Annotated in this window: 13 protein-coding genes and 1 riboswitch; of the genes, 5 read left to right on the top strand and 8 right to left on the bottom strand. The window is 69.9% G+C overall.

Annotation, left to right across the window (positions count from 1 at the left end; genetic code table 11):
• Positions 1-14: 14 nt before the first annotated feature.
• Entirely contained in the window at positions 15-569 is a 555-nt protein-coding gene (locus AC1C2R_RS13795; RefSeq protein ID WP_495380409.1) for a helix-turn-helix domain-containing protein, read from the bottom strand.
• A gap of 662 nt (positions 570-1,231) precedes the next feature.
• Positions 1,232-1,864, bottom strand: coding sequence for a YbaK/EbsC family protein (locus tag AC1C2R_RS13790; protein ID WP_495353056.1), 633 nt, complete (start codon positions 1,862-1,864; stop codon positions 1,232-1,234).
• Between the two features lie 199 nt (positions 1,865-2,063).
• On the opposite strand from AC1C2R_RS13790, the gene AC1C2R_RS13785 reads away from it, so the two are divergent.
• From AC1C2R_RS13785 to AC1C2R_RS13775, 3 genes are all read left to right on the top strand, one after another.
• On the top strand, positions 2,064-2,546 hold the full coding sequence (locus tag AC1C2R_RS13785) for a hypothetical protein (protein WP_495380288.1): 483 nt from the start codon (positions 2,064-2,066) through the stop codon (positions 2,544-2,546).
• Between the two features lie 64 nt (positions 2,547-2,610).
• Positions 2,611-3,924: an APC family permease gene (locus AC1C2R_RS13780; protein ID WP_495380287.1), complete on the top strand. Its 1,314-nt coding sequence runs from the start codon at positions 2,611-2,613 to the stop codon at positions 3,922-3,924.
• A 4-nt stretch (positions 3,925-3,928) separates the two neighbouring features.
• Positions 3,929-4,465, top strand: coding sequence for a gamma carbonic anhydrase family protein (locus tag AC1C2R_RS13775; protein WP_495380286.1), 537 nt, complete (start codon positions 3,929-3,931; stop codon positions 4,463-4,465).
• Positions 4,466-4,505: 40 nt separating this feature from the next.
• Here the strand turns inward: AC1C2R_RS13775 and AC1C2R_RS13770 are convergent, their stop codons facing one another.
• The 6 genes from AC1C2R_RS13770 to AC1C2R_RS13745 form a co-directional block, all read right to left on the bottom strand.
• A complete protein-coding gene (locus tag AC1C2R_RS13770) occupies positions 4,506-5,804 on the bottom strand; it encodes a DUF6716 putative glycosyltransferase (protein WP_495380285.1) in 1,299 nt (432 codons plus the stop codon).
• 26 nt (positions 5,805-5,830) lie between these two features.
• Entirely contained in the window at positions 5,831-6,709 is an 879-nt protein-coding gene (locus AC1C2R_RS13765) for an N-acetylneuraminate synthase family protein (RefSeq protein ID WP_495353051.1), read from the bottom strand.
• The gene (locus AC1C2R_RS13760; protein ID WP_495380284.1) at positions 6,706-8,052 is read right to left on the bottom strand and encodes a cytidylyltransferase domain-containing protein; all 1,347 of its coding nucleotides are present in this window, start codon (positions 8,050-8,052) and stop codon (positions 6,706-6,708) included. Before AC1C2R_RS13760 ends, AC1C2R_RS13765 begins: the two co-directional genes overlap by 4 nt.
• Before the next feature lie 72 nt (positions 8,053-8,124).
• The gene (locus tag AC1C2R_RS13755; protein WP_495380283.1) at positions 8,125-9,009 is read right to left on the bottom strand and encodes a bifunctional methylenetetrahydrofolate dehydrogenase/methenyltetrahydrofolate cyclohydrolase; all 885 of its coding nucleotides are present in this window, start codon (positions 9,007-9,009) and stop codon (positions 8,125-8,127) included.
• Positions 9,010-9,018: 9 nt separating this feature from the next.
• Positions 9,019-10,293: a serine hydroxymethyltransferase gene (glyA, locus tag AC1C2R_RS13750; protein ID WP_495353048.1), complete on the bottom strand. Its 1,275-nt coding sequence runs from the start codon at positions 10,291-10,293 to the stop codon at positions 9,019-9,021.
• A 67-nt stretch (positions 10,294-10,360) separates the two neighbouring features.
• Positions 10,361-10,441, bottom strand: a riboswitch (ZMP/ZTP riboswitch).
• Positions 10,442-10,472: 31 nt separating this feature from the next.
• A complete protein-coding gene (locus AC1C2R_RS13745; RefSeq protein WP_495380282.1) occupies positions 10,473-11,618 on the bottom strand; it encodes a hypothetical protein in 1,146 nt (381 codons plus the stop codon).
• A 97-nt stretch (positions 11,619-11,715) separates the two neighbouring features.
• Between AC1C2R_RS13745 and AC1C2R_RS13740 the strand changes: the two genes are divergently transcribed.
• Together AC1C2R_RS13740 and AC1C2R_RS13735 are read left to right on the top strand one after the other, a co-directional pair.
• The gene (locus tag AC1C2R_RS13740; RefSeq protein ID WP_495380281.1) at positions 11,716-13,455 is read left to right on the top strand and encodes a beta-N-acetylhexosaminidase; all 1,740 of its coding nucleotides are present in this window, start codon (positions 11,716-11,718) and stop codon (positions 13,453-13,455) included.
• 274 nt (positions 13,456-13,729) lie between these two features.
• Positions 13,730-14,560 carry an endonuclease domain-containing protein gene (locus tag AC1C2R_RS13735; RefSeq protein WP_495380280.1) on the top strand — a complete coding sequence of 277 codons (831 nt, stop codon included), beginning with the start codon at positions 13,730-13,732 and terminating at the stop codon, positions 14,558-14,560.
• Positions 14,561-14,620 lie beyond the last annotated feature (60 nt).

The raw sequence follows: 14,620 nt of genomic DNA, 5'->3' as shown, positions 1-14,620 counted from the left end.
GGGGCGGTCATGTTTCAGCCTCCGCAACGGCACCCGCACTCGTCGACACAGCCGCGGCTTCCCCAGCACGGGTCGGGGCATTCGCACGTCATCTCGATGAGTGCCGCAGCATGCTGTGCCGAGCTTCGCACTCGCGTGTCGAGCCGCGTTCGATCGAGCGCCTCGAGCGAGCGTCGCGTCGGCTGGTCGTCGATCGAATGGACACCCGACGTGGATCGCCGTCGATCACGCTCAGCACGCTGGTGGTACCACGCCGTGCGCCTCATCTCGTCTCGATGAGCCGTGAGCCACGCCGATCGCGGGCGGTCGGCCACTGTCCTGACATCCAGATGCGTGGGCAGCCGCCGACCTGCGCGATCGCGAATCGCATCGGGATCGATCGCTCGAACCTCGGTGCCGTCTCCGTCCATCACGGCGATGCGCATGCCCGCGACGCCGAGGATGCGCTGCAGCAGTTCGAGATCGACACCGGACCGCGACGCCTCGATACGCGCGATCTGCGACTGATCGCGCCCGACCGCCGCCGCGAGCTCTCGTTGGCTCAGATCGCAGGCGCGGCGAACACGCATCACCATGCCCGCCACATCGATCCCCGATCGAATGCCGGGCACTCTCCGTTCGCCATTAGATTCGCGATCGGATTCGCGGCCAGATTCGCGATCACCAGCCCTCTGACGACCCCCAGTCGATTCTCCGTTCATGCGCGCCTCCTGGGAAGGAGCATGGCAAACCCCACCGACATCGACACCCGCGCAATGTCACAGGCACCCTCCGGCGCCCGCCGGCAACTCTCCGGCGAGGGCAGCCCCGAAGTGCTCGACGCATCAGACCCGCCCGGTCCACAACGTTCACACGTTGATGCGCTGGACGCATCAACACCAGAACAGACCCACCACGCTCACACGTTCACACGTTCACACGTTGATGCGCTGGACGCATCAACACCAGAACAGACCCACCACGCTCACACGTTCACACGTTCACACGTTGATGCGCTGGACGCATCAACACCAGAACTGCTGTGCCGAAGGCGCCGTGCTCGCGATGTCGTTGACCGGGGCGAGCCACGGAATGGAACGGAACGGCACGGCACGGCACGGCACGGCACGGCACGGCACGGCACGAAGATGTCAGCCACGCGACGGAAGTGCGCACAGTTGGCGTCGAGGCGGCGCTGAGGAGCAGCGGAGGCGGCGCCGAGGATCCGTGGAGGCGGCGAGAAGCAAGGACGCTACGCAGCGCCCGTGTCGGCCCCGCCCGTGTCCGCCGCGCCCGTGTCCGCCCCGCCCGTGGTCGCCCCGCCCGTGCCCGCCGCGCCGGTATCCCGCGCGCCCGTACTCGTCGCGCCTCCATCCACCGTGCCCCTCGCCTTCGCAGGCTCGACTGTTGGAGGCTCGACCGAACTCGGCGTGCCGCCCGTGATGCGCACCAGCTCGTCGAACGAGGTCGGGAACACGGTCTTCGCGTGGCCCGCTGCAGCCCAAACGACCGGGAACTCAGCGAGCTGCACATCGACGATCGTGCGCACCGGCGAGGGGTGGCCGAGCGGTGCGACTCCGCCGATCACCTGACCGGTCGCCTCTTTCACGGTCTCTTTCGAGGCACGACGGATGACGCCGCCGAGGGTCTCGCCGAGCCAGTCGGTGTCGACCCGGTGCGATCCGGAGGTCAGTACGAGGATCGGCTCCTCGTCGAGCGTGAAGACGAGCGAGTTCGCGATCTGACCGACGACGACGCCGAGGGCATCGGCGGCGAGCTGGGCGGTGGTGACCGCGTCGTCGAACCAGACGATCTCGGGTGCGAGCCCGTGCCCGGCGAGGGCTTCGGAGACACGGTCGACAGCGGGGTGCACGGGTGACGGCATGCGGATGATCCTAGCGACGACGCCCGGGCGGGTTGCCCCGGTTGCCCGGTTGGGAGCGGCACGGGACATCCGTTCGCCGGTGCATGAAACGTTCGCGGGCATATGAAAGCCGGATGAAAGCGCCCCACGGCAGGCTCGTCTCCGCAGTGAAGGGACTGCCACGACGGATGGGGCACCGATGGGGATTGGGATGATTGGGATGCAGTTGGCGGCGGCGATCGTCGCGGGCACGATGACGTTCGGGGCGCCGATGCCGGACCCGCACCAGTTCGACGACCCGTGCGAGATCACGGGGATCGACGTCTGCGAGATGGGTGCCCGAGAGACCGGTGAGCGTGCGAACTCACGGGCCACGGCGGTTGCGCGGGTCGGCAACCTCGCATTCGACGTCACGGCCGAGATCAGCCACACCGAGTCTCGCGAGGGCGTCGCCTACTCGGCGGCGCTCATCGCGGGCACGAGCCGGCTCGTGGTGCACGACCGCTCGGACGACGGTCACGACGCCCGGGCGGAGGTGGTCGTCGACGGCCACTTCCGCACCCGCTTCGTCAGCCCCACGACCGACGGCGAGGTCACGATCGACCTGAACGAAGAACTCGGGCTCGTGGACGGCAGTGCCGTCGCGATCCGCGTCTGCATCGAACATCATGCCTGCTCGCCGTGGGCCCGTGACACCACGTGACGAGGCCGCGACCGACGCCCTGAGCGGCACCCTGCGGGTCACCGATATGCCCTAAAGTGCGAGCGTGAGCCAACCCTCCCTCGCCCGTCGGCTCGGATTGGGCGACGCCGTCGCGATCGGACTCGCGGCGATGATCGGCGCCGGCGTCTTCGCCGCGTTCGCGCCCGCCGCACAGGCGGCGGGCGCGGGCCTCATGATCGGCTTGGCGATCGCAGCATTCGTCGCCCTCGCCAACGCGGGTTCGACCGCGCAGCTCGCCGCCCGGTACCCGGAGTCGGGCGGTGCGTACCGCTACGGCCGAGAACGACTCGGCGAGTGGCCCGGATTCCTCGCCGGGTGGAGCTTCGTGATCGGCAAGACCGCGAGCTGCGCAGCGATGGCGATCACCTTCGCCGCCTACCTCGCGCCTCCGGAATGGCAGCGTCCACTCGCGGTGCTCGCGGTGATCGCGATCGCCACCCTGAACCTGCGTGGCATCACCCGCACCGCCCGGGCGGCGACCGTCATCGTCATCGCCGTGCTCGCCGTGCTCGTGCTCGTCATCACGGCCGGTGCGGCCGCGACCTTCAACGGCACGGGCGCGATCCCGAACGAGCCGGCAGTGTTCGGCACCGAACTGCTCGACCATGGATGGTTCGGCATCCTGCAATCGGCCGGACTACTCTTCTTCGCGTTCGCAGGGTACGCGCGCATCGCGACCCTCGGTGAGGAAGTGCGGGAACCGGCACGCACCATCCCCCGGGCGATCGGCATCGCGCTCGGCATCGCCGTGGTCGTGTACGCCGCCGTCGGGGCGGTCGCCCTCGGCGCCCTCGGGGCCGAGGGGCTCGCGGCATCCGTTGCCCCACTCGTCGACGTCGTCGGGGCCGCAGGCTGGCCGTGGGCGGCCCCGATCGTGCGCATCGGAGCCGCCGTCGCCGCGCTCGGGGCGCTGCTCGCACTCATCGCGGGCATCGGTCGCACTGCCCTCGCGATGGCGCGCGACGACGAGCTGCCGCGGGCGCTCGCCAGGGTGCATCCGCGTTTCCAGGTGCCGCACATCGCCGAGATCGCCGTCGCGCTCGTCGTCATCGTGCTCGTCGCCACCGTCGACCTCCGCGGGGCGATCGGGTTCTCCTCGTTCGGCGTGCTGCTCTACTACTTCGTCGCGAATGCCGCGGCGCTCACCCAGCCGAGACAGGAACGACGGGTACCGCGGGCCCTCTCGGTCGCGGGGGCGATCGGATGCCTCGTGCTCGTCGCGACCCTGCCGCTCGTCTCGATCGTGGCGGGCGTCGCCGTGCTCGCCGTCGGCGCTGCGTACCGGCTCATCGCGCGAGGTGCGCGAGGTGCGCGGTCACGCCGGGGCGGGTCGCCCGATCGCCCGCGCGTAGGCTGACGGCATGACTGCAGACCCCTCGGCTCGCATCCTGACCATCGCCGGGGTGCCGGCACCCATGCTCGACGAGACCGCCTTCGTTGCAGCCGGCGCAGTCATCGTCGGCGACGTGCGGCTCGCCGCCGGTTCGAGCGTCTGGTACAACGCAGTGCTCCGCGCCGAGGCCGAACCGATCAGCCTCGGCGAAGACGCGAACCTGCAGGACGCGGTCGTCTGCCACGTCGATGCGGGCTACCCACTCACCATCGGACGCGGCGTCTCGGTCGGCCACGGCGCGGTGCTCCACGGCTGCATCGTCGAAGACGACTGTCTCATCGGCATGAGCGCGACAGTGCTCAACGGCGCCGTGATCGGCGCCGGATCCCTCGTCGCTGCCGGTGCCGTGGTACTCGAGGGCACGGTCGTGCCGCCGGGTTCACTCGTCGCAGGGGTGCCCGCGAAGGTGCGCCGCGAACTCAACGACGTCGAACGCACGGGCATCAAGCGCAACGCCGCGGCGTACCTCCGCCATGTCGAGGCGCACTCCGCGCCCGTCGACTGAACGCTCGGCGCCCCGAAGGGATTCACGCCTCGACGGCGGGTCACGCCTCGACGGGACCGGTCCGGAATTCGATGACGCGACGGCGCACCTTGCGCACACGACGCACCACCCACCGCGCCGGAATCGCGACGAGCATCGACAGGGCACCCACGATCGAACGATCGTGCTCACCGAGCATGCGCTTGCGCTCGAAAGCTCGACGCAGCGCACCGCCGGTCAGGTTGTGCGCCCGATCACGCGGGGCGAGGGCCGTCGCCGCACGACGCGCGAGGAGCGCGTCGAGGTGCTGCGCCCAGTCGTCGTGCTCGCGCCCGTGGAAGTAGTTCTCCGCGAGCCACCCCGAATCGGGGTGACGGGTCGACCAGTCGGCGAGCGCTTCCGCGTCGCCGAACAGGCCGCTGCCCTCGAACACCGTGTTGATGAGCTTCGGCTCCACCCCGAACTCGCCGACGAGCAGCGCGGGCAGGCCCGCCGCGACGGCCTCGAGCACTGCCGTCGAACTCACCGTTACGAGACCCGCGGCACGCGTCAGCTGCGCCGACATCGGCCCGTCCTCCACGACGAGGTTCGGCGGCAGCGTGCCGCCGAGTTCGCGTCGCACCTCGGTGTCGGCGAGCAGATCGGCGTAGTCGAACGCTTCGGCGTGCGTCTGCGCCTCACCTCGACGCGCCCGCACCTTCACCACAACCCGACGCGAGGGGCGTCGCCGCGCGGCATCGGCGAGCCAGCCGAGCAACCGCACCCGATCCTCGCGCTCGGCGGGCACCTTCGCCTGCGCCGCGAAGACGAGGTCGGTTCGGGATTCGTCGGCCGCGACATCCGCCAGCGCCTCATCGGGGAGGAATGGGAGCGTCGCCAGGCCGAACTCGACCACGACGCCGAGGCTCTCGGCGTTCGCACGGAACTCGCGCACCTCACGGCGGCTGTGCAGCACGATGAGATCGACCTGCTCGCGATACACGATCGCCTTCGGCTCGGCGGGGATCGTCAGTCCGGGGAAGCCGCTCACGAGCACCGGTCGATCGGGGCCCCTCCCCACGAGCGGGGCGACGACCCGCACCAGCGGTCCGCGCAGCGCGAGCAGTACGACCTCGGGGCGAGCAACTGCGAGGCGCGACTCCAGCTCATCGAGGCGAAGGGTTTCCACTCCCTCCGGCGTGAACGTCGAGCCGGCGAGCGCGGCGCGCAACTGGCGGGCGCTCGGCTTCACGGGCGTCTGCAGCACGACGATTTCGGCCTGCCACGTCGCGGGCAGCCTCGACGCGAACGCGGCGCCCCACTTGACGTACGAATCCGAGTCGGCGACGACGAGCAGGCGTCGGCCCGCGCCGGGGCTCACAGGGCCGCCGCCCACAGGGCCGCCGCTCACAGGGCGGGCACGCGCCGGAGCTTCGCGCGCGGCGCCTCTTCGCCGGGGAAGACGCGCTTGACGCCGTCGCCCATCGCCTCGGCGATCACTCGGATGTCGCGCACGAGGTGCTCGAAGCCCGTCGGCTCGAGCGACGCCGCCTGGTCGGAGCCCCACATGGCGCGGTCGAGCGTGATGTGACGTTCGACGGCGACCGCACCGAGCGTGACCGCGGCGAGCGAGATCTGCAGGCCGCGCTCGTGCCCCGAGTACCCGATCGGCACGTCCGCGTACCGCCCGCGCAATGTCTCGATCGTGCGCAGGTTCGCCTCTTCGGGCGGCATGGGGTAGCTCGAGGTCGCGTGCATCATGACGAGCCGGTCGGTGCCGAGCGTCTCGACGGCGCGGTCGATCTCCTCGATCGTCGACATGCCCGTCGAGAGGATCACCGGCTTGCCGGTCAGCGCGATCGCCTCGAGCAGTGCAAGGTCGGTGACGGAGGCCGAGGCGACCTTGTGCGCCACCACGTCGAGCCCCTCGAGGAACTCGACCGACGGCACATCCCACGGTGAGGCGAACCAGTCGATGCCGGCCCGCAGGGCGTAGGAGGCGATCTCGAGGTACTCGGCCTCGCCGAACTCGACGCGGCGACGGTAGTCGAGGTAGCTCATCGTGCCCCACGGCGTCTCACGCGGCACGTCGCGCATGTGCTCGGGGGTTGCGATCTCGGGCGTGCGCTTCTGGAATTTCACGGCCTGCGCGCCCGACTCGACGGCGACGTCGATGAGCCGCTTCGCGATCTCGACATCACCGTTGTGGTTCAGGCCGATCTCGCCGATCACGTAGACGGGGTACTCGGCGCCGACCATCGATCGGCCGATACGAACTGACGTCATGCGTGCACTCCTGAGGTGTCGAAGGTGGTCTCGGTGAGGATCTGTGGCGGTTCGCCGTCGGCGCTCGCTCCCGCTCTCGCGGCGAGCACGAGGTCGGCGAGCTCTCGCACGGCGCCGTGGCCGCCGCGCTGCCCGAGCACGTGCCGGGCGGCGTCGAGCACGGCAGGTGCGGCATCGGCGACGGCGATCGGCCAGCCGACCTCGGCGAGCGCGGGCAGGTCGCCGTGGTCGTTGCCGAGGTAGGCGATGCGATCGAGGCGGATGCCGCGGTGCTCCGCCCACTCGCGAAGCACCGAACCCTTCTCGGTGATGCCCTGCGCGCACTCGACCCCGAGTTTCTCGGCGCGACGCCCGACCACGGGGTTCTCCTCGGCGGAGAGGATGAGCACGGGGATGCCGGCGGCCCTGAGGCGCGCGACGCCGTGACCGTCGCTGCGGCTGACCCGCACCGATTCCCGTCCGAGCTGGTCGACCATGACAGTGTCGTCGGTGTGCACTCCGTCGAAGTCGGTGACGACCGCATCGACGTCGACGACGGGCGACGGATGCCGCGGCGCGCGGTCGATCGCCCGCGCCAGCGCATTCGCACGAGCCAGGTCGTCGGCATCGTCGATCTCGATGGCATGGTCGCCGCTGACGCGCTGGATTCCCACCCGTCCGAAGAAGCGGTGCCCACCTTCGATGAAACCTTCGGTGCGCATCACGTAGAACGCTCCGGTCTCCGCGTACTCCGGCTCACGGTCCTGTCGTCGCTCGCGACGGGCTGCATCGTGGTTGACGCCGACAGCCGTGCCGCCGGCCTCCTCGCGCCAGAGGAAGACGTGCGTCGGCGTCGCCGAGAACACGACATCGCGCTCACCCCCGGCGACCGTCTCGATCGCTGCATCGAGGTCGGCGGGGTCGATGAAGGGCGACGTGGCCTGGATGAACACCGTGATCGAGTCGGTGTCGGCGAGGTCCGCCGCGGCATCGAGCTCTCCGAGCGCGTGCAGCAGTGCGGACTCGCTCGTCGCCGTGCTGCCGGCCAGCTCGGCGGGCCGCACGATGATCTCGGCGCCCTCGACGCGCGCGGCGTCGGCGATCGCCTCGTCGTCGGTGGTGACGACGACACGTCCGATCCGTTCGGCGGCGAGCGCCGCGCGCACCGCGCGCGAGACGAGCGGTACGCCGCCCACTCGTGCGATGTTCTTGCCGGGCAGCCCGATCGACCCGCCCCGGGCGGGGATGATCGCCGTCGCGAGGGCGATCGCGGCATCCGTTCGCTCGGCGAACCGGTGCTTCAGGGCGACCGGATCGGCGACGGGGCCGTCGACCGGCGTTTCGGCGAGGGTGACTCGTGCCATGGGCGCGAAGCTACGCGCGCAATGCGGCCGCCCGGTGCACACGTGGTGAACACCGGGCGACCGGGAGGTCGACTACCGGTGCAGGCGCTGCTCCGCGGCCTTCACGACGTTCGCGAGGAGCATCGCGCGGGTCATCGGCCCGACACCGCCGGGGTTCGGCGAGAGATGACCGGCGACCTCCGCCACGGCGGGGTCGACGTCGCCCGTGAGCTTGCCCTTGCCGGTGTCGTCGTCTTGCACCCGCGTGATGCCGACGTCGAGCACGGCCGCGCCGGGCTTCACCCAGTCGGCCTTCACGAGATGCGGCACCCCGACCGCCGCGACGACGATGTCGGCGCGGCGCACCTCGGCCGCCAGGTCTTGCGTACGCGAGTGCGTGAGCGTGACGGTCGCGTCGAGCCCCTTGCGGGTGAAGAGCAGTCCGAGCGGGCGCCCGACCGTGAGGCCACGGCCGATGACCGTGACATGCTGCCCTCGGATCGGCACGTCGTAGCGCCGCAGCATTTCGACGATGCCCGCGGGCGTGCACGGCAGCGGCGAGTGCAGCTCCCCCTCGATGCCGAGCACGAGCCGGCCGAGGTTCGTGGGGTGCAGCCCGTCGGCGTCTTTCTCGGGATCGATGAGCTCGAGCATCGCGTTCTCGTCGTGCCCGGCGGGCAGCGGCAGTTGCACGATGTAGCCGGTGACCTCGGATGCCGCGTTGAGGTCGCGAATCGCGGCGCGCACGTCAGCCGTGGTGGCCGAGGCCGGCAGGTCGACCCTGATGGATTCGATACCCACCTCGGCGCAGTCGCGGTGCTTGCCCGCGACGTACGACCGCGATGCGGGGTCGTCACCGACGAGGAGAGTGCCGAGTCCCGGCACGACCCCGTGCGCTTTCAGCAATTGGATGCGGGAAGCGAGTTCGGACTTGACGGCCGTCGCGGTGGCGACGCCGTCGAGCGTGATGGCGGTCATGGGATCCCCCTACTGGGCGAGGCCCGGGTACAGCGGGAACGCCGCCGTGAGGGCTTCGACACGGGAGCGGAGCGTCGCGACATCCGCTTCGCCCTGCAGTGCGAGCGCGATGAGGTCGGCGACCTCGGTGAACTCGGTGTCGCCGAAGCCGCGGGTCGCGAGCGCGGGCGTGCCGATGCGCAGGCCCGAGGTGACCATCGGCGGCCTCGGGTCGAAGGGCACCGCGTTGCGGTTGACGGTGATGAGCGCCTCGTGCAGGAGGTCTTCGGCCTGCTGGCCGTCGATCTTCGAGTTGCGGAGGTCGGCGAGCACGAGGTGCACGTCGGTGCCGCCCGTGAGCACGTCGATGCCGGCTGCCCGCGAGTCGTCGGCGGTCAGGCGCGCTGCGAGGATCTGCGCACCGCGGATGGTGCGCTCCTGGCGGTCTTTGAACTCTTCGGATGCCGCGATCTTGAACGCCGTGGCCTTCGCCGCGATGACGTGCATGAGCGGGCCGCCCTGCTGGCCGGGGAACACGTTCGAGTTCAGCTTCTTCGCGAGCTCCATGTCGCGCGCGACGATGAAGCCCGAACGCGGGCCGCCGATCGTCTTGTGCACCGTGGAGGAGACCACGTCGGCGTGGGGCACGGGCGACGGGTGCAGGCCCGCCGCGACGAGACCGGCGAAGTGCGCCATGTCGACCCAGAGCTTCGCGCCGACCTCGTCGGCGATCGCGCGGAACGCGGCGAAGTCGAGGTGACGGGGGTAGGCGGACCAGCCGGCGATGATGACCTGCGGCTTGTGCTCGAGGGCCTTGTCGCGCACGACGTTCATGTCGACGAGGAAGGTCTCGGGGTCGACGCCGTAGGACACGGCGTTGTACAGCTTGCCCGAGAAGTTGAGCTTCATGCCGTGCGTGAGGTGGCCGCCGTGCGAGAGCTCGAGGCCGAGGATGGTGTCTCCTGGAGTGGCGATCGCAGAGAGCACGGCCGCGTTGGCGGTCGCGCCGGAGTGCGGCTGCACGTTCGCGTACTCGGCGCCGAAGAGCGACTTCGCGCGTTCGATCGCGAGCGACTCGGCGATGTCGACGTACTCGCAGCCGCCGTAGTAGCGGCGACCGGGATACCCCTCGGCGTACTTGTTCGTGAGGACGCTGCCCTGGGACTGCAGCACGGAGACGGGAACGAAGTTCTCGCTCGCGATCATCTCGAGATAGTCGCGCTGGCGACCGAGCTCGAGCTCGAGAACCTCGGCGATCTCGGGGTCGACTTCGGACAGGGGGGCGTTGAAAACAGACTCGGCCAAGACTGGCTCCTTCATGACAAACGGACCTATTTGGGTGCTGCCTCGCGCGCGCCAGCGCCGAGGTATGCGTACCGGCCCAGGCGTTCGGTCGGTCCGTGCCAGTCGCTCCCCGATGGTGTCCATCTCAACGCCAGTCGCGACCCTCGAAGCTTAGCAACGGATGCCCCGTGCCGACGTATTCAGCGCGACATGATCCACGTCGACACGAGCCACCACGCGATCACGCCGATGACGCCGGCGACGCTCGCCCAGCGGATGCCGCCCCGCAAACGCCGTCCGCCGGGGGCGATGACGGGCGCGGCGGGCGTCGCGAACAGCTGCGCCGCCTGCGGCGCGGGAGCAGCGGATGCCTCTGGCGCGGCGGCGACCGCGCGCTCGTCCGCATATCGCTGCGTCCGTGAGAGCACCTTCGTACCGACGGCGTCGGCGACCCGGAGCGCGCGACCCCATGCCGCGGAGTCGAGCGGGTCGATGGGGTTCGGGGAGTAGCAGAGCAGCCAGCGGTCGATGAGCTCCACATCCCACTTGCCGGCCTCGTCGATCAGCACGGCCATGAGATCGGGCGTGAAGATGTAGAGCGCGTCCCGTTCGTACTCATGCGGGGCGTAGAGGGTGAAGTGGTGGTCGAAGTCGCCCTCGAGGCTCAGCACCTGGCTGCGCTCGAACGCCGCCGGCAGGCCGCTGCCGAACACGCCGTTGTTTGCACGGGCGTCGAGCAGCATGTGCGGCACCGGGCGGTCGAGGGCCACGGCGATGTACCCCCACCGCGAGGTGCGCTCGTTCTTCTCGCTCCCCGTCGTGTACTCGTACGATCCGAGATCGACGAAGCGACCGCGAGCGGACTGCAGCCGGTCGTAGGTCGCCCGGTTGCGACCCCGCCCGAACACGACGCCGGGATAGTTCGGATTCGCGGTGCGAATCGCGTAGCCGAAACCGTTCGCCGCGGCGAAGCCCTCGAGCCGGAACCAGCGATGCCACTTGCTGCCTCGCCGCACCCGTCGCACGACGGCGTTGATGCCGACGGCGAGGGCGACGATCACGAACACCGGCGCGATCAACAGCACGATCGGGAGGTCATCACCCGAGCTCGCGGTGGAGAAGTACAGGCCGCCGAAGACGATGCCGAGGATCGTGAAGACGACGACGACCATGATCACGGCGAAGACGGCGACGACCGCCGACGGGCCCGCCGTCGCATACGGCGATCCGGGCGCCTTCGCGGCCTGCTGGAACGCCTGCAGTGCAGCAGGGTCGATGGGGGCTTCGAGCGCGCGGAAGTCGACCTGGTCGACCGCGACCGGGAGCGCTGGCAGAGTGGTCGTCATTCGTCTCCGTTCCGGGCCCGAGCGTATCGCCGCCCGCCGACGAATCGTGCCACTATGTGGGAGTTAGGGCTCTTTACCTCCAGACGAGTGAGGACGCATGCACCGACGCAGCAGCTCCACCCGAATCGACCGCGGCGAGCGTGGCAGCCGCCGCATCGGCCACGCCATCGCCGGCCGACCGATGAAATCGGGCCGCGCTCACCTCGTCGTTGCCGGCGTCGTCAGCATCGCACTCGCCCTCGGCGGCTGCACCACCGACCCGCAGCACGACGGAGGCACCGTGTCCGGCGTCATTCCGGCCCCGGCCGAACTCGAACTCACCGGCGGCTCGCCCTTCACACTGACCGAGGAGTCCCGCTTCGTCGCGACCGGCGATGCCGCAGCCGTCGCCGAGACGTTCGCCGCGCGAGCGCGCATCGCCACGGGATTCGACCTGCCGGTCGTCGAGGGCGACGCCGCGGCATCCCTTCGACAGGCTCAGGACGGCGCCGACATCGCCCTCGTGATCGACGCTGACGCCGACGCTGACGCCGAGTCGTACTCGCTCACGAGCGGCGCCGATGGCGTCCGCATCGCGGCGCCCGGCCCGGCCGGACTCTTCTGGGGCACGCAGACGCTGCGACAGTTGCTGCCGGCCGAGATCGAGCGAGCGGATGCCTCGCGTGCGCCCTCTGGCGGATGGATCGTGCCCGCGGCATCCGTCACCGATGCCCCTCGCTTCGCCTACCGCAGCTCCGTGCTCGATGTCGTGCGCCACTTCTTCCCCGTCGAAGACGTGCTCGACCACATCGATCGCATCGCGCTGCTGAAGCTCAATGTGCTGCACCTGCATCTCACCGACGACCAGGGCTGGCGCATCCAGATCGATTCATGGCCCGAGCTCACGGGCATCGGCGCGTCGACCTCGGTCGGGGGCGACAGCAGCGGCTTCTACACGAAGGCCGACTACGCACGCATCGTCGACTACGCGGCCGAGCGCTTCGTGACGATCGTGCCAGAGATCGACCTGCCCGGGCACACGAACGCCGCGCTCAGCGCCTACCCGGAGCTCAACTGCGACGGAGTCGCGCCGAAGCCCTACGAGGGCATCGAGGTCGGGTTCTCGTCACTCTGCGCCTCGCCCGAGCGCGCAGAGGCGACCGACCGGTTCCTCGCCGACGTCACCCGCGAGGTCGCCGAGATGACACCCGGGCCATGGCTGCACGTCGGCGGTGACGAACCGCACGCGACGTCGCCCGAGGACTACCTCGATCTCGTCGCGCGGATCACCGCGGCGGGCGCCGCCACCGGCAAGACGGTGATCGCATACCACGAGATGGGCGCGTCGACCGAGTTGCCGCCGGGCACGGTGGGCCAGTACTGGGACTTCACCGAGCCGCGCGAGAACACCGCAGAGCTCACGACCTCGTTCGTGGAGCAGGGCGGCGAGGTCATCCTCATGCCGGCCGACGTCACCTACCTCGACATGATGTACCCCGACGACCCCGAGGGTCCGCTCGGCGGCTCGCTCGGCACCCGGTGGGCCGACGGCCCGACGACGCTCGAAGAGGCGTACGCATGGGAGCCGACGTCGACGATTCCGGGCCTCGACGAGTCCGACATCCTCGGCATCGCGGCGCCGATCTGGACCGAGACGACAGCGACCACCGCCGAGCTCGAGTTCATGGTGTTCCCCCGCATCACCGCAATCGCCGAGATCGCGTGGTCGCCGGCGCCCGCCGACGGCGGCGCGCGCGACGAGGCGGACTTCCACGCCAGACTCGCGTGGCTCGGCACGCACCTCGATGCACTCGGCGTCTCGTACCACCGGGTCGGCGGGGTGCCCTGGGTCGAGTGACGCGCCGGGTGCGCCCAGACCATGAGCCGCGGCATCCGCCCTGAAGCATCGCGTTCATCCGCGACATCGGCCCGCCGGTGGTGCCACGCATTCGTCTCACGCAGTTCAGGCGATAGGCCGCTGCTCAGGACGAAAGCGACGATTCCCACCTGAGCAGCGGCCTATCGCCTGAGCTGCGGGCCACCCCTCCTCCACCACAGCCCCCGGAGACCCGTTCTCCACGAACGATCGAACGCCGGCATGACCTCCCGCGCGGGCCACCGATCCTGTCGGAATGAACATCACAGAATGGGTCACGAGTAGTGGCGGCATCCGTCACGTCGACGATGCCCTTCGCGCCGGGTTCACCCGATATGCAATCCGGGCAGCGATCACCGCAGGTGGCATTCGCCGAGTCCGTCGATGGCTTGCCACGGGGGATGCGCCCCCGCTCCTCGCGCGGGCGGCAGCGGTGAGTGGTCAGCTCGCCTGCGTCACGGCGGCAACCCATCACGGACTCTGGACCCTCGACGACGGACGCGCCCACCTCGCAGTCCCGCACGGCGCGTCGCGATTCGATGCGGGTGGCGCGATCGTGCACTGGAACTCCGGTCCGGTCGCGCCGCACCGCTACGAACTCGTCGAGCCGGTGGTCAGCGCTCTCGTGCACATCGCCGATTGCCGGCCACTCGACCACGCGCTTGCGACGTGGGAGTCTGCGATCCGCGGCGGCGTCGTCACACCGGAGATGCTCCATCAGCTGCCACTCCGGAGCGCGGCCGCCAAGCGTGCTCGACGTGGTGCCTCGCTGCTGTCGGACTCGGGGATCGAGACGATTCCTCGCACCCGACTGCAGCGGGTCGGGATTGCGGTGCAGCAGCAGGTGGTCATCGACGGCCACCCGGTCGATGGGCTGATCGGCGAGCGACTCGTGTACCAGATCGACGGATACGAGTTCCATCGGTCAGCTGAGCGACGCCGACGCGACATCGCCCAGGACCGTCGCCTGATGCTCATGGGCTACACGGTGTTCCGATACGACTACAAGCAGATTCTCTTCGAGTGGGACATGGTGGAGTCGGAGCTCCGGCACGCGGTTGCAGCGGGACTCCATCTGGCGGCGTGAGCCGGGACGCGGGCGACTCCGACTCACTCGTTCGGACGGGGTCGCACCGTCGATTCAGGC

It is taken from the genome of Agromyces sp. Y182 (genome assembly GCF_059445385.1).
This window is presented reverse-complemented; position numbering and strand designations above follow the sequence as displayed.